Here is a 21,335-nt window from a genome sequence, read left to right on the forward strand (position 1 = left end):
CGCGTCACTCACCAAGATGTAGTGATCAGCTTGCAATTAGCTCAAATATAAGTAAATGAATCAAATTCTTGCACTTGCTGGGCTCAGGCGCTTTAAAGTTCTCATTCACCGTCTGTCTTATGAAGCTTGTCTAGGTAGATATCCAAACGATATTGTTGCCGTTCTTTGGCTGATAATTTTTGAATTCTAACGATCATCTTTTCTCTTTCCAAGGCGATTGCGTGGAGGACATATGCCGAAACGAAGTCGAAGAGTTTACGATACTTCCCAAGGTCGCCGGGCTTTACTCCTGTACGCCGAAATTCTAGCCGAAAACTGTTTGCGCCAGGATTATTACGAGGAATAACCCATCCGACCACCGCCTCTAATCGATAGGTGTCTTCTCGATGCGCAACGGATTTATTTCGCAAATCCATAACCTCGCTGTGTATTTCACTAAGATCATTATGTCCATCAAAGATTGATTTTTTAAGCCATCTATAACCGCTGCTTTCCGTGAAACAGCGTCCGTAGGTAGTGATCATACCGTGACCAATGAGTTCTAATAAGTCAACGTCTAACTCTCCACTTGATTCTGCATTTGAGATCAGAAGCTGAAATTTCTCAACTGCTTTTGATACAATTCTTAAATCTTCTTGAATGAAAAACAATGAGTGCAATTTCTTTGATAACTCAGGCTTGATGTAAAATACATCGTTTTCAAAGGTTAAAGGTTGGAATTTCATTAGCATGCTGATCAATTGCGTTTTTCGATTCATTCGTTGATGTTTGAATTATGTTCAATCATAAATACCGTTTTCTAGATCGCTCCATTTTTTATAGGCGCCTTCTAACGAATCAAATACCCAGTTCGCCTTCTCTGCTAACTGAAATGGGTCTAATGCCATGTGGCGTTGCGCATGGACTATAAATTGTCTTGCATTTATCTTCTGGATAAATACGCCCTCGTAGACTGAATTTCCAGGCTTCCATATTTCAGCCTCTGGCGGGAAAAAGGTATTTGCTAGTAGATGCTGGTCAATTGTCCTTATCGTTTCCACGGGCATTATTATCGAAATAAGAATTTTAAATTGATAAACTTTCAAGCCGATTTTTGCAATGGATGCCGAGATCTGTTTTTATATTGTGACAGATATGTGTGATCATCCATTAAAAAGACAATATAGGAATATTTATAAAACTCTCCCGCCAGCGACTTCGGAGCGTTTGGGCGGGCCAGATTCAATTGTATTACAATTGTACATCTGGCCATTGCGGTTAAGAGGCAATCGCGAAGTTCTCGGATCGAACTTGGCTGTTGAATGGAGAAGGAAAAGTGATATTCATTCCGTCATGAACGAATTCAAGAAAAGCCTTATATTTAGCAGATACTACTTCACGTAACAAAAGTCTGTGAGCTTAACTACGGTAGACCTAGCCACTGGTCGCTATGAAATTTCAAAGGGCGTGACCGCGAATGAATTGGCTAAATTGGCAGAAGATCTGAAAACTTCTGTAATCCAGCTTTCCAAGCCGATTGATACTAAAACCATTGCCTTACTGGAACAAGTTGTTTTTTCCAAACGTCGAGACATCGCCCTGAGGGTGTATGGGCACTATTCTGAGAGATGTGATCTAAGCTTTATTGAAAAGATACCATCGATTAGAGAGCTCTCTGTAGATTGTCTGATGGAGGTCACTAATATTGATGTAGTTACGAGAATCCGGCACTTAGATGGACTGCATGTAGGCGTTTTTGGACTTGATAACTTTGAGTTCCTGAATAATGTCGACCCTCACTTGAAGCGGCTTTCGCTATATCAGACTCGATCAAAAAAACCAAGGATTGAGACGATTGGTCGGTTTACTCAACTTAACGAACTATTTTTAGAAAAGCAGAGCAAGGGGATTGAGGCAATTAATGAGTTGAAAAAACTCGAAAAAATCGTATTGCGATCTATATCAACCGAGGATATCGAATACCTAAGGAATCTGGAACGCTTATGGTCCGTTGATATTAAGTTAGGAGGTATAAAGGATTTAAGTGCATTAAAATCCCTACCCAATTTGAAATACCTGGAAATTTGGCAAGTTAGAGGACTTTCAGACCTGTCGGTTTTATCGGACTTAAAATCGTTACAAAACTTATTTCTTCAATCACTACCGCAGCTCGCCGTGTTTCCTGCAATATCTAGCTTGGGGAAACTAAGGCGTATTGACCTTGAAAATCTAAAAGGTTTGATGGACTTGAGTGAATTGAAATCTGCGCCTGCCTTAATTGAATTCAGTTACTTAATGGCACAAAACCAAAGCCCTGAAAACCTCATCCCTATTCTCGAAAATAAGAGCCTTAAAAGGGTCTCTTGTTATTTTGGTAGCGATAGGAAGAATAATGATTTTAAAAAGCTAGCCCAGTCATTCGGAAAAGATGAGTATGAGTATCAAAAGTTCGTCTATCACTGAGGTTCAAATGAATTTTCACCATTTCATTAACAGTTATTTTCACCTTCTCGCTCGCGATCCCCTCTCACAAATAGGAGGGGTCGTGAGAGAGAAGGTGCAGCGCTAACCTTCCGTTACTAACCTTTTTGAAAGCCGCCCTTTCAAAGCCTGCATATCCTCGCTGACTTTGGTGTCTAATATCTTCGCATAGATCTGCGTAGTGCGAATGTTAGTATGCCCCAGCATTTTAGAAACACTCTCAATCGGCACGCCATTTTGCAAGGTAATTGTTGTCGCAAACGTATGCCTTGCTACGTGTGAAGTTAGAACCTTATTAATTCCGCAAAGCACGGCAATCTCTTTCAGGTAGTCATTCATCTTCTGATTACTCGGTACTGGCAACACGAGGCCGCGAGATTCGCAAAGCGGATGTTCCTTGTATCTGTCGATGATGCGAAGCGCTTCCGACAGCAGCGGAATATGCGATTTGATATCCGTTTTCGTCCTCTGGCTAAAAATCCATTGTTCACCGTCGATTCCTCTTGCTATCTGGCTTTTTTGGAGCTTTTGAATGTCGGAGTAAGCTAGGCCGGTGAAACAACAAAAAAGAAAAGTATCCCGCACCTGTGAAAGCCGGTCGCTGGCAAACTCTTTGCTCGCCATCAAGTCAAGTTCAGCGCGGGTTAGGATCGCCTTATCGACCTTCTTAAACTTTCCCTTGAAATTCAAATATGGATCAAGATTCATCCAGCCATTGCCAAGGCAAATGTTTATGATCTTCCTGAACATCTTCATGTGCTTCACTACCGCATTATTGCCCATCTTACGAACAGAACGCAAATGGAACTCGTAGTCAGCGATGAAAGCGAAATCGATGCGGCTAATGTCAAAATCGGTTGTGTTGAATGTCACTTTCAGGAATGCGAGTGTATGGCGCTCTAAAACTTTATAGCGATTGAAGGTACCGATCGCATATTCTTGGCCGACCAATGCCTTCATCCGCTCGTTATGGTCAGCGATCACTGTCATCAGTAACCGCTGCTTAGGACCTACTCCTAGAAATTTGTTTTTGATTGTTTCGGCTGTAATCAAAGCATTGTCACGAACCAACGCAGCGTGCGCGTCCAGCAATTGTTGCTCCAAGTTGCCGAGATAGGAATTAACAGACTTCACGGCCTCTTTCGCACCAGTCACTCTGCCAGCAACCGCATTCCACCGGCTGGGCTCACATTCTCGCCCGGTTGTAAATTCGGCCCTCTTACTTTCAACAGTAATTCTTAGGTAAATCGGCACAGGCCCTTTTTGATAATTCTTCGGCTTCTTTAAATAGAAAAGCAGACTGATCTTTGTTTTCATACCCATTTCAGGTTAAAAGTTGAACAAATGTAGTCTTGCAAGCCTAATCAGCACAAGATGTTTACGGCGTGAGCATGTTCACACACAATATGTTACAGCGATTCTGGTGAGTAAAATTTGCAGATTAATCAACTCACCGAATTACTCACCAAAAATTTGTAGGAAATTGAATCTTTTGGCATAATCCGGAAAGAAAAAAGCCTGCTAATCTATTGATTTGCAGGCTTTTGATGTTTTTTGTTATTTCTTCAAGTGATCCCGCTGGGATTCGAACCCAGGACCCATACATTAAAAGTGTATTGCTCTACCAGCTGAGCTACGGAATCCTTTAACGCGGTGCAAAAGTACGTTTTAAAGAATATTATGCAAATTTATGTATCATGTTTTTTGTGGATAAAGTGCTCCCGCGCGAGTAAAAGGCTATTTATTAGGGGATTGTGCTTGAAAATTTTTTAACAAATGGGGGTATATGTTGTAACCAGGCAATTACTGAAGGGAATTTTCGTTGCAGGGTTTTTGTGCACCATCGGTAGGTTGAAGAAGTTTGGTGTTGGTCGGATGGAGGCTGCTTTCCCAAATGAAACGTTCACAACCGGCGCAGCGCATGAGTTTTTAAGGTTGAAATGAAAAGTTTACTGAGAATGGGGCAAATAAGTATGATCTTTTCCTGGTCGGCTCACACAAAACTCTTTTCCCAAAAAGTCCTGAACGAATTTTCTTGGTGTAGTAGCCAGGTAGTATTTAAAGTCCTTTATCAGGTGACTTTGGTCGTAATAACCAAATTGATCTACGATCAGCAACCAGTCGACCTCTTTTTCCTGCTTTTGAATAAAATCAATGACCTGTTTAAAACGAAGAAACCGCGACAGTTCTTTGGTTGAAAAGCCCAGGTACTTCTTAAAACGCATTTGAATGGTGCGTTCGGAAAGATCGGTATCAATGGCAATGGCTTTGGAAGGTTGCGCGAATGTACCTTGATGCTGGTTTATCCCCGCTAATAAGGGAACGGTCTGGTCATCCACATCCTGGAAGTATATATTGCCGTATTCGAGCAGCAGCGCAATCCGGTCATCGAGGGCCTGCATTCCATTCAAAATTTCCCATAACTCACCAAATCCGGTAATATTCAGTAGTTTGTCGGGGTCGTAAACGAGGTCATCCTGCATTTCATCAGCAGGTATTTGAAACAATCTGTAAAACCCATTCGGATTAAATACAATGGCAATCAAGTCGGTATTCGCCAAAACCTCATAATTAAGCCTTTTTCTGAGCGGACCGGTCAGCCCGATGCGATCTATGGCAATTTTTCCATATTCCTGATCTCCAAATGACACCTTTAACGCCGGGCCAAAATTAAAAATCAACATCACTTCCAGGCTGGGTGACAAATGCTGACCGAGGGTAGGAAAGTCGGCTGGGGTGTGAATGCAATAGAAATGCTTGATCACTTCTTCCAGCGGGCCGGTTACTTCAACGTGTCTGCCAATCTGATCCATAAAACCTCCTTACGCTTTCGTTTTCTTACAATTTTACCTGTTCTAATGAATCTTTTTTTGATAAAAATAAGTCAAACACTTAATGATTCATTCAAATGTCAGATTCAAAATCACCTAAAATCCTGATCACCGGAGCGACCGGTACTATCGGTATGGAATTAGTTAAATACCTTTCTGCCAAGGAAATACCATTTAAAGCGATGGTGCGTTCCCTTGAAAAAGCGTCTGAACTTACAGCGATTTCAGGAGCCGAAGTAGTTCTGGGAGATTTTAACGATACAAACTCCCTTGAAAATGCATTAAATGGAATCGAGCGGGTATTTCTCTTGACAAATTCATCGGAGCAGGCAGAGGAGCAACAGTTAAGATTTGTAGATGCAGCTCTGAAATCAGGTGTAACGCACATAGTAAAATTGTCGCAATGGGCCTCGGAAGCGCATTCGCCTGTTCGATTTTTGAGATACCACGCGGTTGTGGAACAAAAAATCCGGGAATCCGGGATGAAATTCACATTTTTGAGACCTAATCTTTTTATGCAGGGTTTGCTGGGTTTTAAAGATTTGATCAAATATCAGGGGCAATTTTTTGGGGCCATTGGCGATGCTAAAATATCCCTGATTGACACCCGGGACATTGCAGCCGCTGCCGGAGAATCGCTGATTGACCGGAAACATGAAAATAAAACGTACAACCTGACCGGTCCGGAAGCATTGTCGCATTACGAAATGGCGGATAAGTTATCGCTCGCCACCGGTAAAAACATCCTGTTTGTGGATGTTCCGTCTGACGCACTTCGTGAAACGCTCATTCATGCTGGTTTTCCCGAATGGCAGGCCGACGGTTTAGTGGAAGATTACGCGCATTACAAAAGGGGCGAGGCCGCTGAAATTGCGAAAGGTGTTTTCGAATCCACAGGAGCCGAACCTCGCAGCTTTGATGCGTTTGCAACGGATTATGCGACGTTGTTTCGATAAAAGCAAACGCATTAAAGAGGATTTGGGCCAGGTATTTGTTCAATTCTCTGCGGGAGCCAACAGAAACATACCTTGTTCTTTTAAAAACATACCGACCCAAAGTATCGTTAGAAAAACTGCAGAAACCGGAGGTTGCCCGCCGGAAATCTCTAAACACAATGCGCCGCCGAAGTAGCTGCTGGCCAGCAGAAAGCCTATTTTGATTGTTTTAGGATAAATAAGCAAGGCAGCGATGATCAATTCGCCCAGTCCAAGAAGCAAGATGTAGTTTCCGAAACCGGCCTCAGTTAAAAATTGCATGACTGATTCGGGTTCTTTGTTCAGTATTTTCAGGAGGCCGCCTATGATCAATACAAGTGTGGGAATGGCGATTAATACGGTAGCGACGATACGTTTTGTTTTTGTTGTCATGTGATTTTTTACAGTGATTGGTTGAAAACAAAAGTATCTTTGTTTGCTATCTGTGAGATAGTACTATCTACACGGATAGCGATATCCAATAAGATAGTATCGTATAAATGGATGTTAACGTAACGAAAGACAATGATCACCCGGGAAGGATGTCCGACAAATGTACTGGCAATTAAAGACGCTTTGGAAGCTCTGGAAGGCCGTTGGAAACTGCTGATCATTCTCTCTTTGTCCGCAGGAAACAAACGTTTCAAACAGATATCAAAAGAAATTGGTGGCATTACCGACAAAATGCTTTCAAAGGAATTGAAGATCCTCGAAACCAACAAACTGGTAAAAAGGGACGTTTATGATACATTCCCGCCCACCGTTGAATACAGCATCACGCCGCATGGAAAGTCACTTCAAAAGCTTCTGGATGAATTGTATGATTGGGGGTTGAGGCATCGGGGTGAAGTGATGGGGGGTGAGAAGTGAGATGTGAGATGTGAGATGTGTTTTGTTTTGAGGCTAGTTTGAGAATGGGGTTGCGGGGGATTGTTTTGAGATGAAGTTACTGATGTCCAGTTCACAAAGCTTGTTGTCTTTTGCGTAGTAGAGCTTTTTATCGTATCGCATTGAACTGATCGGCGCGTCGCATCGCGCTACTTCGCGACGAGTGGTCTTTTCGAGGATCCGGGTTTCGCTTTTGTTGCCCAAAAACAGATATTCATCAGTCTGAAGGTAGTTTTTATAAAGCGAATTCATATCCACCTTTTCTGAACTCTCAAAATCATTACTGAATCTGAAAAGCTCGCCTTTTTCTGAAAAAATATAGAAATGGTCGCGGTCAAGACTTGTCTGTGAATAGGAGCTATCCTGTTTCATGAAGATTTCGTCGGTCACAAATGAGCTCATTTTAGCATCCTGATCGATCCTTGCGATGTATTTTTGTTGAAGTCCCTCCGGCGAAAACCGTTGAATATCAACTCTGTCCTGGTAGAGCAGATACAGTTCGTTGCCTTCAATCAGGTAATCCGATACGAAGTTCTTGCGTTCTTCCCATTCTTTCAGAAACAGTTGTGTCCCCGACTCAGCGTCAAAAGCAACAACATATGGATTTCCCAAAGCAGCGGGGCGGCCATATTTCAGCGCGTAACCGCTATTAAGCATGTAAATCGTGTTTCCTTCCTTGAAAAGATGTGATTTACTTGTCTTTTTTTGATCCAGGTCCGTTTTCCACAGTGCCTTTCCATCCAATGTGTGACGACTTATTTTGTCCTTCGCAGCAAAGTAAAACTCATCCCCGTCGTATAGTATATTGGAGGAAATGTTTAGATAATAATCAGAAAATGTGCCGTAGGGGATCATCATATAGCCCATTGCAGCGCCGGCAGCACCACCCAGAATAGCCAGTCCAACCTTTGCCATATCGGTTTTCTTGGCATGCGAAACACGGTTTATGTCCCAACCCGTGCCATCCCGGACATCCAGAGTATGAAGGCCCTGAGCGACGACCATTAACGTCGAATCTGCAATCATATCCGTATTTTGCCAGCCATATTCTCCCGAAATGTCCCTTTTCCAAATCGACTGGCCTGTTGAGGTATTGATTCCATAAAGCGTTGTGAAGCCCGTGGTCGGAGTATCGTAGCACAAGGCCAGATCAAACTCGGGAAATAAACGGTATGCAGTCGTTGCCCGGTTCCAGATGGTTTTCCCGTCTATGGCATTTAGTCGCGAAAGTTTATTTCCTTTTTGCTCAAATATCACATTGTCAAGCTGTTGTACAACGGTCCCGGTATAGTTAAGTTTTTTCTGCCATTTAATTTGCCCCGTCCCGGGATCGGCGACTGTAAGCCTGCCGGTTGATTTCCACAATCCCGTCGATGCCGTTTTCTTCCGGACCTGAACGGTAAGCATTTGATGATTTGGGGCGGGATAGAATCGGAAAACGGGCAGATCGAACTGATATTCTCTGGCCATTATTGGTGTATTGGTGCGGTAGTCGGTACCAACCTCACTGGTTGTAATGGCAATTTGGGTTTTCGATTGGGCAAAAGAATGGTTCAGAGCCCCAAAAAGGAGCAAAAACACGAGCATTTTTTTCATTCGGGCACTGATTGATTAAGGTAGGTTGAATTAGGGCGATACCGATTAAGTATATCGATGGAAACTTAGGGAATTGGATGAAGATTTGCAATGGGTGCGTGCGATCTGTCAAATCTTCATCTCGATCATCCAGATATGCCCGTGCTTTTTTGATAAATATCAAAGGAAATAATTCAAGGTCAATGGAGATTTGGCGGTCAAATAATCAGTCACCTAAATATATTTCTTATGCGCATTATGTCTAAATACATCACACTCTTTTTGATGCTATCTCTTGCATTTTTGGGTTGCCAACAGGAAGAGGTAACACCTGTTTCTATCACTCAATCGAATAAGACGGCATCGATTTACACCTGCCAAACACACAGCTGTTGGCATTAGCTTAAACAATTTTACAGGAGCTATGACTGTGAGGGACTGGAATGGAGCGTTATTGAACGGTTTTTCCTTTAAAAGGGGGAAGCCAGTCGCATTATTGAAAAGTGTGAATGGTGAGGAGCTTCTTCAAATTCGGAATCCCCGGTTTTGCTAAGCCATCTATTGATATACAGAAATTCGTTAAATGCTTTGGTACTATTGACGCAAACTCAACTTATAAAGTAACAATCTATGTCGCGGAACCAGCGTCTGGTTCAGGAAAGACGGCATTAGGAACAAATGTTGGGCACACGTTTATAGGGTTAGAAAAAAATACGAATGGGGTAATTACCAGACAGGTGGTTGGCTTTTATCCAAATTCAATGTCGACAACCTGAACGAGTTCACATAAGGGGCCATGCAATTAAACATTCAATCTATGGAGATTTTAATTCCTTCCGTTATTTATCTCTCACTACTTACTTACTTTATAGTCAAGACATTGAGATCTTTATGGGAAAGTAACAATCAAGTCATTAAAGTGAGTGCCGTGTCCGTAACTGTCATTTTTGTCGCCTATCAAATATGGGGGCTGCTACCGTTTTTTAAAAATGAACACGATAAGTCTTTCACCGTAGGCTGGTTTGTACTTTGTTATTTTTTGATCCTTTCCTTTACCGTTTTTGCTGTAGTATGCTGGATTTTGCAAAAACTACAAGGCAAATAAACGAAACAGTATCAGTCTAAATCTTGTATTCCGATAATAGTCCGAAGAAGGAGCGTCAGGCTATTATCGGAATTTATTTGGCTTTTTGTAAGCTCCTCTTATTCTACTGAGGTGTTCTTGCGTAATACCCAGGTAAGATGCTATATGTCCAAGCTTTATCCTCTGAAAAATGTCAGGTAATTGACCTAACAAGCGTTCATAACGTTCTTCGGCGCTGCAAAAAGCGAAAAGTTTCATTCGTTCATCCAGGAGAAGGTAGTTTTTTGTGATCATTAAGCGGCCTAATCTTTCTACAATGGGGTATGCCTTGAAAATAGGCTCTAGCTTACAATATTGAAGACTTTAAATTTCTCAATCTTCTAGTAACTCAATATTATAAATTGAGGATTGACCAGAAAACAGACTGTCAATAGCACTGGCAATCCCACCTTGCGTCGCAAACCACGCCGTAACATCCTTGCCGTCTTTGTAATAGAATACTCGAACCAGACCTGATGCTAAAAAATGAAATTCTTTACAGGTTTCGCCATTTGTTAATAATCTTGTGCCTTGTGTTAAATGTCGGTGAACTGTAATAGCGCGAATAGCCTCCTGTGCCGGGACGGGCAAATCAACTATTGAGCATAGGTGAGTGGTAAATGCATCCAATTTTTATAGTGTGTTTTATCAAGCACAATTATGCCTGCGATCTGTCAAATCTTCATTTCAATCATCCAGATATGCCCGAACGGGTCTTTCACTTCTCCTTGCCGGTATCCATAGTCATAATCCTGCGCGGGTGAAAGCACCACGGCACCCGCAGCGACGGCGGTGTCCATCACTGAATCCACATCCGGGACAAACAGTCCAAGGGTTACCGTTGTTCCCTGGTGACGTGCTGGATTAAACGTGGCAGGATTACGCGTTTCTTCGTGCAGATGAAAAATGGCGCCATCGATCGACAATTCGGAAACGTGAATGCTGCCATCGTCATTAGAAAACCGCCTGAGCTCCACGGCTCCAAACGCTTTTATGTAGAAATCAACGTTGGTAACTCCATTTGGAATCCAAAGTTGCGGGGCGAATGTTGGTGTTTTGGGCATGGGATGGTGTCAGGGATTAAACACACTTAGTAACATTTACTTTTTAATCTGCCTTTTAAAAAACTCCCAAGTCTCTTCAAAAACATCCATATCCGTCAAAAACTCGTGCTTGCCGTTGATGACTTTTAGCAGCGTCACTTCGGGTTTGCCTTTCTTTTGATAGGTGTATTTTTCGATGGTAATATCATTGTTTGGATCCGCGTCGGGCATCATCGATTTGGCTGGCTTCCCGCTGTAACCGTCAAGCTTTGCCCAATATTGAAATGACTGATCCGTCGCGCGTACAGTGCCGAGCGTTACTCCGGATGTTTTTACTTCACCGCCATCGTACGGGTTGGTTGCATCGGCCGTACCATTGGTAATCATCACCGGTAATGCGACATTCATGGGTGTGCAATCCATGTTTTCCTCGGTAGGCATGTTGGCCACGATTGCCGAAATTGCTTTAATTTTCCCAGGCATGGTCAACGCCAGCTTGTACGACATATGCCCGCCACCCGAAAATCCGGTTGCAAAAACATGTGCTTTATTGATCTTGTATTTATTGGAAAAGAAATCAATCATAGCTGAGAAAAAGGCTTCCTCATTCAGATTTTCAGTATTCGCTACCGCCGTGGATGCTTTGCGACATTCGTTCCAATATCTTTTATAACCAGCCGGGTACACGAGTACCAGGTTTTCAGCCTCGGCTTTTGCCTGCAACTTCGCTGCCCGAGGTGCAAACCCTATCGGTTCGCCACCGGAGCCGTGCATTACAAAAACAAGGCTGGCACCGGGCTTTTCTTTCACAGATTTATCATAAACAAAAACACGGTGGCGACCCTCAATCAGAAGAGAATCGGAGGTCAACTGCGCTTTGACCGAAAGACAAGAGATGAAAAAAAGCGTGGAAAGAATGTGCTTGAACATGTTGGGAAAGGTGGCTAAATGCATTGCGCAAGTTACATTTTAGCTGATATTTTTCCACTTTTATATCATTTATAGCCAGGAACAGATGAGTATTGTCATTTCTAGTCACCCCAGGCACCACATCTTCATGCATTCTCCAGCGCAGCAATATCAAACTTGGTCATCTGCATAAATGCTTCGACAACCCTCGGTGCCTTTTCAGGATCGGACATTAGTTTTGACAAAACAGCAGGTACTATTTGCCAAGACATTCCGAACTTATCGTCGAGCCAGCCGCATTGGTTGTATGAACCTCCCTCGCCGAGTTTTTCCCAGTAATAATCGATTTCTTCCTGCGTGTCACATTCAACCACGAAAGAAGTGGCGGGCGAGAATTTGTAATGCGGCCCTCCGTTCAACCCCATAAATTTAAAGCCGTTAAGCTCGAAGCTCACGACCATCGGATTTTCGCTCGTGATCTTTGAGCTTTTGAAAATCGCGCAATAATATTCAGCAGCTTCCTTGGCGTTTCCGTCGTACCAAAGGCACGGATAAAGTGGCTTGATCATGTTATCTGATATTTAATTGTTTATAATGCTACTTGCCAATAATTCGTCCAGTTTATTATAACCCTCATTGAGCCCGCCTTCCATTCCCGATTGAAGCAAACCGTCGCGGTCTTCCACGGATTTGAAAACGGATTGAATGTGTACCCTGGTCCTGTTTCCTGGAAGTTCTGTTAATGTAAGAAATTCCAGCGAAACATGCCCGCGCTCGGGCAGCCCCTCAAATTCAAACGTTCTGATCAGCCTTTCCGGGGCGCTTACTTCATGGATCACACCGTTAAATCCAAATTCCCCGCCGCCATTACAAAGTGAGTGGACGAACCGATACGAGCCTCCTGAGCGATTGTCGAGCTTGTCGATTCTCATCTCCATATTCGACGGTCCCATCCACTGGAGCAGGAATTCGGGCTCATTGAACGTGCGGAATACCAGTTCTCTGGGCGCTTCAAATTCGCGCTCAATAAAAAATTCCTGCTTGCCTTTTTCGGCTGTGATCCTGGTTGTGTTTTTACCTGACATTTTGCTGGGCTTTAAGGTTTTCCAATAGGTTGTCTAAACGGTCGAAGCGCTCTTCCCACATTTTCTGGAATGGCGCGAGCCAATCTGCTACTTCTTTCATTTTCTCGGGATTAAAGTGATAATAAATCTCCCTTCCGTGTTGCTGCTGGTCCACAAGCTGGCATTCCGCCAATATCTTAATGTGCTTGGAAACTGCCTGCCTGCTCGTATCGAAATGTTCTGCCAATGCATTGGGCGTCATGGCCTGCAAGGCAATCAATGTTAAGATAGCCCGGCGGGTAGGGTCTGCTATGGCCTGAAATACGTCTCGTCTCATTTTCAAAAGTTCATTTGCTACCGATCGGTTGCGAATATAAATGCAATTAATCGGTTGCGCAAGTTTTTTTAAGGTTTTTTCTTTCGCCTACTTTTTTCTTTCTTGAATGGTCATAAGTTGTATTCTAACCTGCTTGTCCGTTTTATGAAATTGCGTCACCTTTTCTTCCTTTTTATTATTTCAAATGCCGCATTTGCGCAACAGGAGAGTAATCCTTCGGCTGTTTTTACAAACTATATCCACCTGCGGAGCGGCAGTGAAACTTCGTCTCAAAAGCGGATCGAGCTGCAATCGGATATTGATACTACTTGGTCCCGGTGGAAAGAACGTGGGTATAGTTTTGGGTTTTCACCTGCTAAAACGCCGATGTACACCGCGGTAAACGGCATTTTGAGTACACCTTACATGATCCAGGTCCGTGGTAATGCGGAAGAAAGGAACAAAAAGCGCTGGGGGTATCATGTATTCGAAGGGTATGCGAAAGATGACAAATCCCGGATTACCATGCTGGTTAATAAACACATCGAGATGGAACGTCCTGTTGCAGAACTTTACTATTACTCAACGGTTTACAATCACGATGAAACGGCATACAACTGGTTCAAGATCGGCTCGGATGTAAAACAGCATTCCTTTATGTTCGGCCGCGATAAAGCGTTGTTTTACGGCTCTCTCAAACTGACTAACGCACTCACTTTGGGGTCCATCGGAAAGGATGATATTTCAGTCACAAAACCCGACGGCGATGATGAGAAGAATGCCGAGAAAGACGCCAAATATGTGAATTACAAAGAGTTGAAGAATGGGGGAGATGGTACTATTTTTTACGACAAAGACCGGGATATTGTGGTGATCAAGATCAAAGGAAGGTGGATGAAGGTGGCTGTGGAGGCATTGCCGGAAGGGGTTCAGTATGAGTTTTGAAGTGAAGAAGACAATCGAATTTCTTGACGCATATCCTAAGGCTAGCATTTGTGCCACTGGCCTGACCCCTCCTGGAAAGCTTGCAGTCAGAACCCGTAAATATCAGATAGGTATAAACAAAAACCTCGCATATTTATCCGAACGACATCATGTATACGGGTTTAAAGTATTTGAAGATGCCAATCCCGATCTGATCGGGGCCTGGCCCTTCGGTCGTTCCGGAAAGTGGGAGGTATTCAGACCAAATATCAATTATGATGCATTTTTGTTAAACCTGAAATGATTGGTTAAATTTGAAATAACACTTCTGAAAAAAACATGGACATCACAGCATTTAATACTAAGAAAGAATCGGACGAAAAGAGACATGTCGCCGTGGAGTTGCCTTCAACTTCCGAAGCGACTTCAAGAACCCTTTCGAGAAAAGCTCAGGAAGCGAAGATTTTTCTCGAAAGAAATCCGATCCCGAAGGAATTTCTAAAATCCTAGAACTTCATCATTCCTGCACCTTTTCCAGATAAGTTTCCAGCTGATCAAAAGTCCCGCCAAAACCTTGGTGCATACTATCCATGATGGAAAAGTAAGTCTCTTCCTGCGCCGTAGTCGCATTGATAGGTTGTCCTTGAATTGTTAGAGTTGTCACGCCATTATTTTCTTCCAATGTGATCTGATTAAGGACTTCAAGCGGAAAATCCATGGGAAACGGAGAGGTAATTATGTTACCCTCGGCATCTGCAAAGGAGTTTACAAATTCCAGGAGATCAGCACGTTGAATTTTTTTATATTGAAACAATCCCCACATTACATGGCCGTTTCCCTCCATTTTGTAATGCGCTTTTCCACCGGGTTTAAAGTCGAAACTTTCCACTGAAAGCTGGCTGCCAGATGGTCCCCACCATTCGCTGAATGCTTCGGGTGACGCAAATGCGTCGAATACCAAAGTTTTAGGCGCTTTAAATTCTCTGACAATTTTTAAACCTTCTTTTTTCTCTGTTAGCTGGCTCATCTCAATAGTTGTTTGATTGGTTCGTATTTGATTCGTCATTTAATGGATTATTTGCCTGAATCCGACTGAGATAACTTCCCAGTGAATCCAGTTTTTCATTCCAGAACTGTTTGTATTGATCCACCCAATTTGACACTTCGCTCAGCCCATCCAGTTTCGCTTCACAAAACCGTTCGCGGCCTTCCTGCCTCACGACCACCATACCGCATTCGGTCAGTATTTTGATATGTTGGGAAACCGCCGGTCTGCTGATCTGGAAATTATCTGCGATCGCATTCAAATTCATCGACTTTCGTGAGATCAAATCAATGATCTGCCGTCGGGTAGGATCCGAAATAGCCTGAAATACATCCCTTCTTGCTTCAATAGACATAATATGTAAGTATTTACTTACGTAAATGTACGTGTAAGTATTTACTTACGCAAATTTTTTGCTACTTCTTACTTCAACTTAATCAGCGGATGATTCAATCCATTTACCTCGTTATTCACGATTTTGTATTTTGAGAGACTTTTGAGAAGTTGTGTCAACGTTTTGAAACCATAGGTGCGGGAATCAAAACTTGGGTCGATTTTGCGAAGCGACGAGCCTACTTTCGAAATGAGCGCTTCCTCTTCTTCATTGGTCGATATTTCAAATGCTTTATCGATGATCGACATGTCGATTTTCGGGAATTTTCTTTTCGTTTCTGGCTTTCTGGCTTCTTTCGGAGGTTTTTCTTGTGGTGCTATATCAATTTTTTTAACCTCGATTTCCTCGACTGTTGTATCCAGCTCAGCAATAAGATTCTCACTAAAAGTGAAAATCTCGCAAGAGTTCACGAATGCAAGCGGCGTGGTTTTTCTTCCGATACCCATTACAAACAAACCTTCTTCCCGGATCCTTTTCGCCAATCCGGTGTAATCGCTGTCACTGGAAACAATGCAAAACCCATCGACACTTTTGCTGTGTAAAATGTCCATGGCGTCGATAATGAGCGAACTATCGGTTGAATTCTTGCCAGTCGTATAAGAAAATTTCTGGATCGGACTGATCGAATGGTTGTTCACCGTTTCCTTCCAACTGTTCATGTGAGAGCTCGTCCAGTCGCCGTAAATCCTTCTGACCGTGGCTTTTCCATATTTGGAAACCTCTTCCAGCATTTCTTTCATGAACTTCGCCTGCGCATTATCACCGTCGATGAGTACTGCAATGTTGAATTTCGTTTCGCTCATTTGGTTTTGCATTGAGTTGAGTCTGGTCGCGTTATAGCCAACGCTCCTGGTTTAAAGAATTATTACTAGCAAGGTAGGTCGGTTATGTTTCGTCTCGCAAGGTAGGTTTTTTGAGATATATTTAGAAAAAGATCGGCGACTACGGTTAGCTCCATTCTGACACCACGTCCATTCCCGCAAACGATCCGTTCATTTCCGAACAATCATTGAACAACTTCAAACAGAAAATACGCATTAACTAATTAATATACTGGAACTTAGGAATTGATGATATCCTTAGGAACGCTATTTGTTTAGCAAATATCAAGAAAATACATTCCAGCAAAATGGGAAGATCGTACTTAGGTGAATTTGAAGAACTTGTGCTGCTCGCAGTCACCGTCCTGAACCCCGGGGCATACGGCGTGAGCATCGCGGAAGAGCTGCGCCAACGCGCCAACCGCACCATTAGCCTCAGTGCCGTGCACATTGCATTGTACCGGCTCGAAGAAAAAGGGTACGTCACTTCCGAAATGGGCGGCGCCACATTAAGTAGGGGAGGAAGAAGAAAACGACTTTTCAGCATCACCACCGCAGGCCGCGAAATGCTGGCTGAGATTCAGCAGGTCCGTGATCAATTCTGGAACGCCATCGTAAACCCTGCCCAATCATGAAGAACGAAAACAACATGTCGCCACCACATTGGGCCAGTAAATTGTTTAAACTCCTATGTCCGCCCGATTTATTCGAAGAGATTCAAGGAGATATGCAAGAGCAATTCGAATTTGACGTAAAACGGGTGGGAGTAAAGGCCGCCCAAAGAATATATGCATTAGAAACCCTAAAATTCGCCAAACCCTATTTCCTGAAAAAACGACTCCTAACCCCGAAAAAAGCTAAAAGCCAATCGCTAATCCCTAACCGCCAAAACCAGCCGATAGCCAAAAAAACTAAAAGCCAACAGCTAACCGCTAAAAGCTCAAACACCGCCATGCTCCAAAACTACCTCACCACCGCCCGACGCAACCTCGCGCGCCACAAATCCTACACCCTCATCAACATCCTCGGGCTTGTCCTGGGAATGAGCTGTGGGATATTGATCTTTTCGCTCGTCAATTACCATTTAGGTTTTGACAGATTCCACGAGAAGGCCGACCGCATTTACCGGGTTACCTCAGAGTTGCATCAGGAAGATGTGAGCAAGTATGGGACTGTTCCACAACCCATTGGGGCGGCGATGCGGAATGATTTTGCTTTCGTCGAAAAAGCCTCCATGCTCATCAATTTCGGCGCGACGATTTCCGTTACCACTGAAAAAAACAAAGCCAAGTTTGGTGACCGGGTGGCTTATACGGAACAGCAATTTTTCGAGATCATGGATTTCCCGGTTGTCGCCGGTGATCGCAAAACGATGCTTTCGCAGCCCAACACGGCTGTAATCACGGAGCAACTCGCGGACAAGTATTTCCACGGCGAAGAGGCGATTGGTAAAAGTTTCCGGGTCGATAACAAGACTGATTTCACCGTCACCGGCGTCATTAAAGACCTGCCCGAGAACACCGATTTCCGTCAGGAGATATTCCTTTCTTATGTCACCATCAGCCAAACCCAGCCATGGCTCAATAGCTGGGGCGGCATTTACAGCGGTACCCAGGCTTTTGTCCTGCTGAAACCCGGCGCGGGCGCCGCCAAGGCTGACATTACCAATGCCCAGAAAGCCATGGCCGGGATTTCTACCAAATACTACAATGCGAAAGACGCAAAAGCCTTTAAATTTAATTTACAGCCACTTTCCGACATGCACATGAACCAGGAATTTGACGGTACCATTGCGAAAAGCCAGCTTTTGGCGCTCTCGCTCGTCGCCGTTTTCCTCATCATCACTGCCTGCGTCAATTTCATTAACCTTGCCACCGCGCAGGCATTGGGGCGCAGCAAGGAAATCGGCGTGAGGAAAGTGATGGGTAGTATGAAATCGCAGCTTTTCTGGCAATTCATCACCGAAACGGCACTCATTACACTCATCGCATTCATTTTCGCCGTGACGCTCGCTTATTTTTGCCTGCCTTACATGAACGTAATGCTGTCGACCCGCGTCACGATCGACTTGCTGACGAATTGGAACCAACCCATTTTCATTGTCTGCCTGCTCGTGGTCGTTACCTTCATTTCGGGCTCGTATCCCGGGCTGGTACTGGCAGGTTTCCAGCCGATTGCGGCGTTGAAAGGGAAGCTGACGCAAAGCCAGGTTGGTGGGTTTTCCATTCGCAAAGGTCTGGTTGTGGCTCAGTTTGCCATTTCGCAAACGCTGCTGATCGGCACCATTGTGGTCGCCAGCCAGATGCGGTTCAACAGCGAGGCCGATATGGGTTTCAAAAAAGACGCCATCGTGATGCTGCCTGTTCCCGAAACTACCCCGGCCAAAACCAGCGCCATGCGTGCCCGGTTTTCGCAGCTGCCCGAAGTAGAAAAGATCACATTCTGCGAAGCGCCGCCGGCCTCACCGGATGGGAATTTTGATACCGGCATACGTTATGCGTCCCGTCCCGAGCCGGAGAAATTCACGATTTTCCTCAAATCCGGCGATCCTGAGTACCTTTCCATGTTTGGATTACAGCTCGTGGCCGGCCGAAACCTGGCGCAGTCCGATACGGTGCGGGAATATCTGCTGAATGAAACCGCCGCGAAAAAGCTGGGTGTGAAACCGGAGGAGGCGATCGGTAAAAATGTGAATATCAATAACGCCGATGGCACCATCGTGGGTGTGATGAAAGACTTTCATAACTTCTCTTTCCGCTCCAAGATCGAGCCGGTTTGTCTGACCACCCGATCCGACCACTATTACCGCGCGGCACTCAAAATCAGTGGACAAAATGTACCCAAAACGCTCGCTTCCCTCGAAAAGATCTGGAACGAAACCAATGCCGAGTACATTTATTCCTACCAGTTTCTGGATGATCACCTGACGTACTTTTACGGAACGGACGAGCTGATGCTGAAACTGATGTGGATCTTCGCCGCCATTGCGATCTTCATCGGCTGCCTCGGCCTATACGGTCTCATTTCCTTCATGGCCGCCCAAAAAACAAAAGAAATAGGAGTCCGCAAAACCTTAGGCGCCGGCATCGGAAGCATCATCTGGCTTTTCGGCAAACAATTCGCCTCGCTGCTGATAATCGCATTCATCATCGCCGCTCCGATTGGTTGGTGGCTGATGGATAAGTATTTAGCTGACTTTCAATATCATATTGATTTGAATGCAACGATTTTCATTGCGGCGATTGGGATTACGTTTTTGATTGCGATTGTGACGGTGGGGTATCGGTCGGTGAAGGCTGCGTTGATGAATCCGGTGAAGGCGTTGAGGTCGGAGTGATAGGTGGGTTGAATGTGAAATGTGAAATGTGAGATGTGAGATGTGAAATGTGAAATGTGAAATGTGAAATGTGAGATGTGAGATGATTTTGGGATAAATAATCATTTTTGATCGTTTGTCTACATTCGCTGGCAGGTATCATTTACGCTAATCGAGCCGTTTCGAATGCCACAGCTTTCCTGGTCAGTTGGTCCGAATGTCACATTCGGACCTGCTATTTGTAGGCCTCCGGCCGGTTGAAGAAGGATCGCGCCCATCATTTGCAACGCCTTTCAGTAGGATTTTGAAATTGGGTTGCGCCGTAGGAATTTTATCAAAACCTGCCAAAACATTTGTTGGAATACCATGACTTTTGAAATATATATTTTGCTATCGACAAAGAATCCATACGAAGGAGACCTTTATATAGCATTGCCGTAAAGGCCGGAAGAGCTTCTCGGATCTTTCATTTCTTCAAATCTCCCGCTGCCCCAGATTTGCATTTCTCCAAATTTCTTCTGAATCTTCAAGCTCCTAATCAAATGTAACATATGAAGAATCTTGCAAGAAATGCCCTGTTATGGTGGGGGTCGGCGAAAGCTCCCCGAGCGGTGTTACATCTGCTAGGACACCTAAGGCAGGGCGCCCCAGTTTAATTTTTTATCCTAAAAAATGTAACACAATGCAAACACAACCAAATTCCGACGAATCTCCGGATTCGAAGCACCTGGCTTACGGCCGGGAAGTCGCAGAGTTGCTCAGCCAGAGCAGCGCCTCTACTTGGACCAATGACCTTTGGGACATTTACTCGGGTTACATGGTAGCTCAAAGAGAAATGGGCCACAATCTTCGGGCGGCCGACATTTTCGCCTCATTCAAAGAGCTGGTATTTTTCTTCCAGAAGGTTGGGGAGGTGAAAAGCTGAGGCAGTAGCTGCCGGATTTCAACAATAAAGCCGGGTGATTTTGATTGATTGCCTGGCTTTTGCGTTAGACTTTATCCTATTACCGCAGAATTATAAAAATAAACCGCATAAACAGGAAAATGAGGAGCAAGAGTATTCCGATGGCGATGATAATGCGATCTAATTTTTCACTCGAAATGTACTTTTTGCTCAAATCATAGATTTGAAGTCCGAGAAATCCACCTAAGGTATTTGTAATTAGGTCCGTTATGTCGGTTGCTCCAATGGCGAATATATATTGTAGCAATTCCACGATGACGCTGAATGCGAATATGATAGCAAGTTTTGGTAAAAATCTGGCGTTCTTGAAATTGGCGCACAAAAGCAAGCCAAATGGAATGAAGATCACGCAATTCATGATCATTTCTCCATAATTAATTCGTCCTTTTACAATGGCGGGCGCGCCAAACGGGATCAGATTCAAGCTTCTTTGTTCATTTTGAAACAGTAATGGAAGATTGAGTTTCAATTTGAACAGCACCAACCAGATTAATGATACGACATATATTACCAGAAATACTGCGGATAAGATTCTTGTCATAATTTGCTGGTTACCAAGTTGGATTGTCAGGAAGATCTCGTGAGATGAGGATTTTATGTTTTTTTGAAAATGATATGTATTGAGTTAAAATAAGTGTTCCAATGGATACTATTTAATTGTCTATTGCGCCCGACTCCCCGACCTCCG

The 21,335-nt window shown here is 43.9% G+C and carries 25 protein-coding genes, 1 tRNA gene and 1 pseudogene; 10 read left to right on the forward strand and 17 right to left on the reverse strand.

The window, feature by feature from the left end; all coding sequences use genetic code 11:
• Window positions 1-101: 101 nt before the first annotated feature.
• Window positions 102-758 carry a hypothetical protein gene (locus LZG72_RS23020; RefSeq protein ID WP_233877482.1) on the reverse strand — a complete coding sequence of 219 codons (657 nt, stop codon included), beginning with the start codon at window positions 756-758 and terminating at the stop codon, window positions 102-104.
• Window positions 759-779: 21 nt separating this feature from the next.
• Complete coding sequence (locus LZG72_RS23025; RefSeq protein ID WP_233877483.1) at window positions 780-1,046, reverse strand: hypothetical protein; 267 nt, start codon at window positions 1,044-1,046, stop codon at window positions 780-782.
• Window positions 1,047-1,392: 346 nt separating this feature from the next.
• Between LZG72_RS23025 and LZG72_RS23030 the strand changes: the two genes are divergently transcribed.
• Window positions 1,393-2,442, forward strand: a complete 1,050-nt coding sequence (locus LZG72_RS23030; RefSeq protein ID WP_233877484.1) for a hypothetical protein — start codon at window positions 1,393-1,395, stop codon at window positions 2,440-2,442.
• 102 nt (window positions 2,443-2,544) lie between these two features.
• On the opposite strand, the gene LZG72_RS23035 is transcribed toward LZG72_RS23030, so the two are convergent.
• The 3 genes from LZG72_RS23035 to LZG72_RS23045 all read right to left on the reverse strand — a co-directional run bounded on the left by LZG72_RS23035 (window position 2,545) and on the right by LZG72_RS23045 (window position 5,273).
• Complete coding sequence (locus LZG72_RS23035; RefSeq protein WP_233877485.1) at window positions 2,545-3,777, reverse strand: site-specific integrase; 1,233 nt, start codon at window positions 3,775-3,777, stop codon at window positions 2,545-2,547.
• Window positions 3,778-4,030: 253 nt separating this feature from the next.
• Window positions 4,031-4,103, reverse strand: a tRNA-Lys gene (locus tag LZG72_RS23040).
• 306 nt (window positions 4,104-4,409) lie between these two features.
• Window positions 4,410-5,273, reverse strand: coding sequence for a helix-turn-helix domain-containing protein (locus tag LZG72_RS23045; RefSeq protein ID WP_233877486.1), 864 nt, complete (start codon window positions 5,271-5,273; stop codon window positions 4,410-4,412).
• A gap of 95 nt (window positions 5,274-5,368) precedes the next feature.
• Between LZG72_RS23045 and LZG72_RS23050 the strand changes: the two genes are divergently transcribed.
• Window positions 5,369-6,247 (forward strand): SDR family oxidoreductase, encoded by an 879-nt coding sequence (locus tag LZG72_RS23050; RefSeq protein ID WP_233877487.1) that lies wholly within the window; start codon window positions 5,369-5,371, stop codon window positions 6,245-6,247.
• A 39-nt stretch (window positions 6,248-6,286) separates the two neighbouring features.
• Here LZG72_RS23050 and LZG72_RS23055 read toward each other — a convergent pair whose 3' ends face one another.
• Window positions 6,287-6,658 (reverse strand): DoxX family protein, encoded by a 372-nt coding sequence (locus LZG72_RS23055; protein ID WP_233877488.1) that lies wholly within the window; start codon window positions 6,656-6,658, stop codon window positions 6,287-6,289.
• Between the two features lie 132 nt (window positions 6,659-6,790).
• Between LZG72_RS23055 and LZG72_RS23060 the strand changes: the two genes are divergently transcribed.
• On the forward strand, window positions 6,791-7,135 hold the full coding sequence (locus LZG72_RS23060; protein ID WP_233877489.1) for a helix-turn-helix domain-containing protein: 345 nt from the start codon (window positions 6,791-6,793) through the stop codon (window positions 7,133-7,135).
• Between the two features lie 33 nt (window positions 7,136-7,168).
• Here LZG72_RS23060 and LZG72_RS23065 read toward each other — a convergent pair whose 3' ends face one another.
• From LZG72_RS23065 to LZG72_RS23095, 7 genes are all read right to left on the reverse strand, one after another.
• Complete coding sequence (locus tag LZG72_RS23065; RefSeq protein ID WP_233877490.1) at window positions 7,169-8,749, reverse strand: PQQ-binding-like beta-propeller repeat protein; 1,581 nt, start codon at window positions 8,747-8,749, stop codon at window positions 7,169-7,171.
• A gap of 1,435 nt (window positions 8,750-10,184) precedes the next feature.
• Complete coding sequence (locus tag LZG72_RS23070) at window positions 10,185-10,481, reverse strand: Crp/Fnr family transcriptional regulator (protein WP_233877491.1); 297 nt, start codon at window positions 10,479-10,481, stop codon at window positions 10,185-10,187.
• A gap of 44 nt (window positions 10,482-10,525) precedes the next feature.
• Complete coding sequence (locus tag LZG72_RS23075) at window positions 10,526-10,915, reverse strand: VOC family protein (RefSeq protein WP_233877492.1); 390 nt, start codon at window positions 10,913-10,915, stop codon at window positions 10,526-10,528.
• A gap of 36 nt (window positions 10,916-10,951) precedes the next feature.
• Window positions 10,952-11,848, reverse strand: coding sequence for a PHB depolymerase family esterase (locus LZG72_RS23080; RefSeq protein ID WP_233877493.1), 897 nt, complete (start codon window positions 11,846-11,848; stop codon window positions 10,952-10,954).
• A gap of 101 nt (window positions 11,849-11,949) precedes the next feature.
• Window positions 11,950-12,372 carry a VOC family protein gene (locus tag LZG72_RS23085; protein WP_233877494.1) on the reverse strand — a complete coding sequence of 141 codons (423 nt, stop codon included), beginning with the start codon at window positions 12,370-12,372 and terminating at the stop codon, window positions 11,950-11,952.
• Between the two features lie 12 nt (window positions 12,373-12,384).
• Window positions 12,385-12,888: an SRPBCC domain-containing protein gene (locus LZG72_RS23090; RefSeq protein ID WP_233877495.1), complete on the reverse strand. Its 504-nt coding sequence runs from the start codon at window positions 12,886-12,888 to the stop codon at window positions 12,385-12,387.
• Entirely contained in the window at window positions 12,878-13,204 is a 327-nt protein-coding gene (locus LZG72_RS23095; RefSeq protein WP_233877496.1) for a helix-turn-helix transcriptional regulator, read from the reverse strand. Before LZG72_RS23095 ends, LZG72_RS23090 begins: the two co-directional genes overlap by 11 nt.
• A gap of 144 nt (window positions 13,205-13,348) precedes the next feature.
• Between LZG72_RS23095 and LZG72_RS23100 the strand changes: the two genes are divergently transcribed.
• From LZG72_RS23100 to LZG72_RS23110, 3 genes are read left to right on the forward strand one after another with little or no spacing between them, the layout of a single operon-like run.
• Window positions 13,349-14,128 (forward strand): hypothetical protein, encoded by a 780-nt coding sequence (locus tag LZG72_RS23100; RefSeq protein ID WP_233877497.1) that lies wholly within the window; start codon window positions 13,349-13,351, stop codon window positions 14,126-14,128.
• 1 nt (window position 14,129) lies between these two features.
• Window positions 14,130-14,411 carry a DUF6934 family protein gene (locus LZG72_RS23105; protein ID WP_233877498.1) on the forward strand — a complete coding sequence of 94 codons (282 nt, stop codon included), beginning with the start codon at window positions 14,130-14,132 and terminating at the stop codon, window positions 14,409-14,411.
• Between the two features lie 35 nt (window positions 14,412-14,446).
• A complete protein-coding gene (locus LZG72_RS23110) occupies window positions 14,447-14,617 on the forward strand; it encodes a hypothetical protein (protein WP_233877499.1) in 171 nt (56 codons plus the stop codon).
• 7 nt (window positions 14,618-14,624) lie between these two features.
• Here LZG72_RS23110 and LZG72_RS23115 read toward each other — a convergent pair whose 3' ends face one another.
• The 3 genes from LZG72_RS23115 to LZG72_RS23125 all read right to left on the reverse strand — a co-directional run bounded on the left by LZG72_RS23115 (window position 14,625) and on the right by LZG72_RS23125 (window position 16,349).
• Window positions 14,625-15,134, reverse strand: a complete 510-nt coding sequence (locus tag LZG72_RS23115) for an SRPBCC domain-containing protein (protein WP_233877500.1) — start codon at window positions 15,132-15,134, stop codon at window positions 14,625-14,627.
• A gap of 1 nt (window position 15,135) precedes the next feature.
• On the reverse strand, window positions 15,136-15,507 hold the full coding sequence (locus LZG72_RS23120) for a helix-turn-helix transcriptional regulator (protein WP_233877501.1): 372 nt from the start codon (window positions 15,505-15,507) through the stop codon (window positions 15,136-15,138).
• 68 nt (window positions 15,508-15,575) lie between these two features.
• A complete protein-coding gene (locus LZG72_RS23125) occupies window positions 15,576-16,349 on the reverse strand; it encodes an NYN domain-containing protein (RefSeq protein WP_233877502.1) in 774 nt (257 codons plus the stop codon).
• A 326-nt stretch (window positions 16,350-16,675) separates the two neighbouring features.
• On the opposite strand from LZG72_RS23125, the gene LZG72_RS23130 reads away from it, so the two are divergent.
• The 4 genes and pseudogenes from LZG72_RS23130 to LZG72_RS23140 all read left to right on the forward strand — a co-directional run bounded on the left by LZG72_RS23130 (window position 16,676) and on the right by LZG72_RS23140 (window position 20,608).
• Window positions 16,676-17,002 carry a PadR family transcriptional regulator gene (locus LZG72_RS23130; RefSeq protein ID WP_233877503.1) on the forward strand — a complete coding sequence of 109 codons (327 nt, stop codon included), beginning with the start codon at window positions 16,676-16,678 and terminating at the stop codon, window positions 17,000-17,002.
• Window positions 17,003-17,016: 14 nt separating this feature from the next.
• Window positions 17,017-17,193: pseudogene (locus LZG72_RS29505) on the forward strand (permease prefix domain 2-containing transporter); the annotation flags it as partial.
• A 126-nt stretch (window positions 17,194-17,319) separates the two neighbouring features.
• Window positions 17,320-19,704: an ABC transporter permease gene (locus LZG72_RS23135; protein WP_233877504.1), complete on the forward strand. Its 2,385-nt coding sequence runs from the start codon at window positions 17,320-17,322 to the stop codon at window positions 19,702-19,704.
• Window positions 19,705-20,365: 661 nt separating this feature from the next.
• The gene (locus LZG72_RS23140; protein ID WP_233877505.1) at window positions 20,366-20,608 is read left to right on the forward strand and encodes a hypothetical protein; all 243 of its coding nucleotides are present in this window, start codon (window positions 20,366-20,368) and stop codon (window positions 20,606-20,608) included.
• 79 nt (window positions 20,609-20,687) lie between these two features.
• Here LZG72_RS23140 and LZG72_RS23145 read toward each other — a convergent pair whose 3' ends face one another.
• Window positions 20,688-21,188 carry a VanZ family protein gene (locus tag LZG72_RS23145; RefSeq protein ID WP_233877506.1) on the reverse strand — a complete coding sequence of 167 codons (501 nt, stop codon included), beginning with the start codon at window positions 21,186-21,188 and terminating at the stop codon, window positions 20,688-20,690.
• Between the last annotated feature and the right edge of the window lie 147 nt (window positions 21,189-21,335).

The sequence above is a fragment of the Dyadobacter sp. CY323 genome (assembly GCF_021390245.1).
Classification (GTDB): Bacteria; Bacteroidota; Bacteroidia; order Cytophagales; family Spirosomataceae; genus Dyadobacter.

Bases quoted from the DNA above. Each gene is read 5' to 3' on its own strand.
- LZG72_RS23100 (WP_233877497.1), top strand. From the start codon at position 13,349: ATGAAATTGCGTCACCTTTTCTTCCTTTTTATTATTTCAAATGCCGCA.
- LZG72_RS23035 (WP_233877485.1), bottom strand. From the start codon at position 3,777: ATGAAAACAAAGATCAGTCTGCTTTTCTATTTAAAGAAGCCGAAGAAT.
- LZG72_RS23115 (WP_233877500.1), bottom strand. From the start codon at position 15,134: ATGAGCCAGCTAACAGAGAAAAAAGAAGGTTTAAAAATTGTCAGAGAA.
- LZG72_RS23145 (WP_233877506.1), bottom strand. From the start codon at position 21,188: ATGACAAGAATCTTATCCGCAGTATTTCTGGTAATATATGTCGTATCA.
- LZG72_RS23085 (WP_233877494.1), bottom strand. From the start codon at position 12,372: ATGATCAAGCCACTTTATCCGTGCCTTTGGTACGACGGAAACGCCAAG.
- LZG72_RS23055 (WP_233877488.1), bottom strand. From the start codon at position 6,658: ATGACAACAAAAACAAAACGTATCGTCGCTACCGTATTAATCGCCATT.
- LZG72_RS23065 (WP_233877490.1), bottom strand. From the start codon at position 8,749: ATGAAAAAAATGCTCGTGTTTTTGCTCCTTTTTGGGGCTCTGAACCAT.
- LZG72_RS23130 (WP_233877503.1), top strand. From the start codon at position 16,676: ATGGGAAGATCGTACTTAGGTGAATTTGAAGAACTTGTGCTGCTCGCA.
- LZG72_RS23050 (WP_233877487.1), top strand. From the start codon at position 5,369: ATGTCAGATTCAAAATCACCTAAAATCCTGATCACCGGAGCGACCGGT.
- LZG72_RS23140 (WP_233877505.1), top strand. From the start codon at position 20,366: ATGCAAACACAACCAAATTCCGACGAATCTCCGGATTCGAAGCACCTG.
- LZG72_RS23090 (WP_233877495.1), bottom strand. From the start codon at position 12,888: ATGTCAGGTAAAAACACAACCAGGATCACAGCCGAAAAAGGCAAGCAG.
- LZG72_RS23020 (WP_233877482.1), bottom strand. From the start codon at position 758: ATGAATCGAAAAACGCAATTGATCAGCATGCTAATGAAATTCCAACCT.
- LZG72_RS23135 (WP_233877504.1), top strand. From the start codon at position 17,320: ATGCTCCAAAACTACCTCACCACCGCCCGACGCAACCTCGCGCGCCAC.
- LZG72_RS23095 (WP_233877496.1), bottom strand. From the start codon at position 13,204: ATGAGACGAGACGTATTTCAGGCCATAGCAGACCCTACCCGCCGGGCT.
- LZG72_RS23075 (WP_233877492.1), bottom strand. From the start codon at position 10,915: ATGCCCAAAACACCAACATTCGCCCCGCAACTTTGGATTCCAAATGGA.
- LZG72_RS23110 (WP_233877499.1), top strand. From the start codon at position 14,447: ATGGACATCACAGCATTTAATACTAAGAAAGAATCGGACGAAAAGAGA.
- LZG72_RS23025 (WP_233877483.1), bottom strand. From the start codon at position 1,046: ATGCCCGTGGAAACGATAAGGACAATTGACCAGCATCTACTAGCAAAT.
- LZG72_RS23125 (WP_233877502.1), bottom strand. From the start codon at position 16,349: ATGAGCGAAACGAAATTCAACATTGCAGTACTCATCGACGGTGATAAT.
- LZG72_RS23120 (WP_233877501.1), bottom strand. From the start codon at position 15,507: ATGTCTATTGAAGCAAGAAGGGATGTATTTCAGGCTATTTCGGATCCT.
- LZG72_RS23045 (WP_233877486.1), bottom strand. From the start codon at position 5,273: ATGGATCAGATTGGCAGACACGTTGAAGTAACCGGCCCGCTGGAAGAA.
- LZG72_RS23080 (WP_233877493.1), bottom strand. From the start codon at position 11,848: ATGCATTTAGCCACCTTTCCCAACATGTTCAAGCACATTCTTTCCACG.
- LZG72_RS23060 (WP_233877489.1), top strand. From the start codon at position 6,791: ATGATCACCCGGGAAGGATGTCCGACAAATGTACTGGCAATTAAAGAC.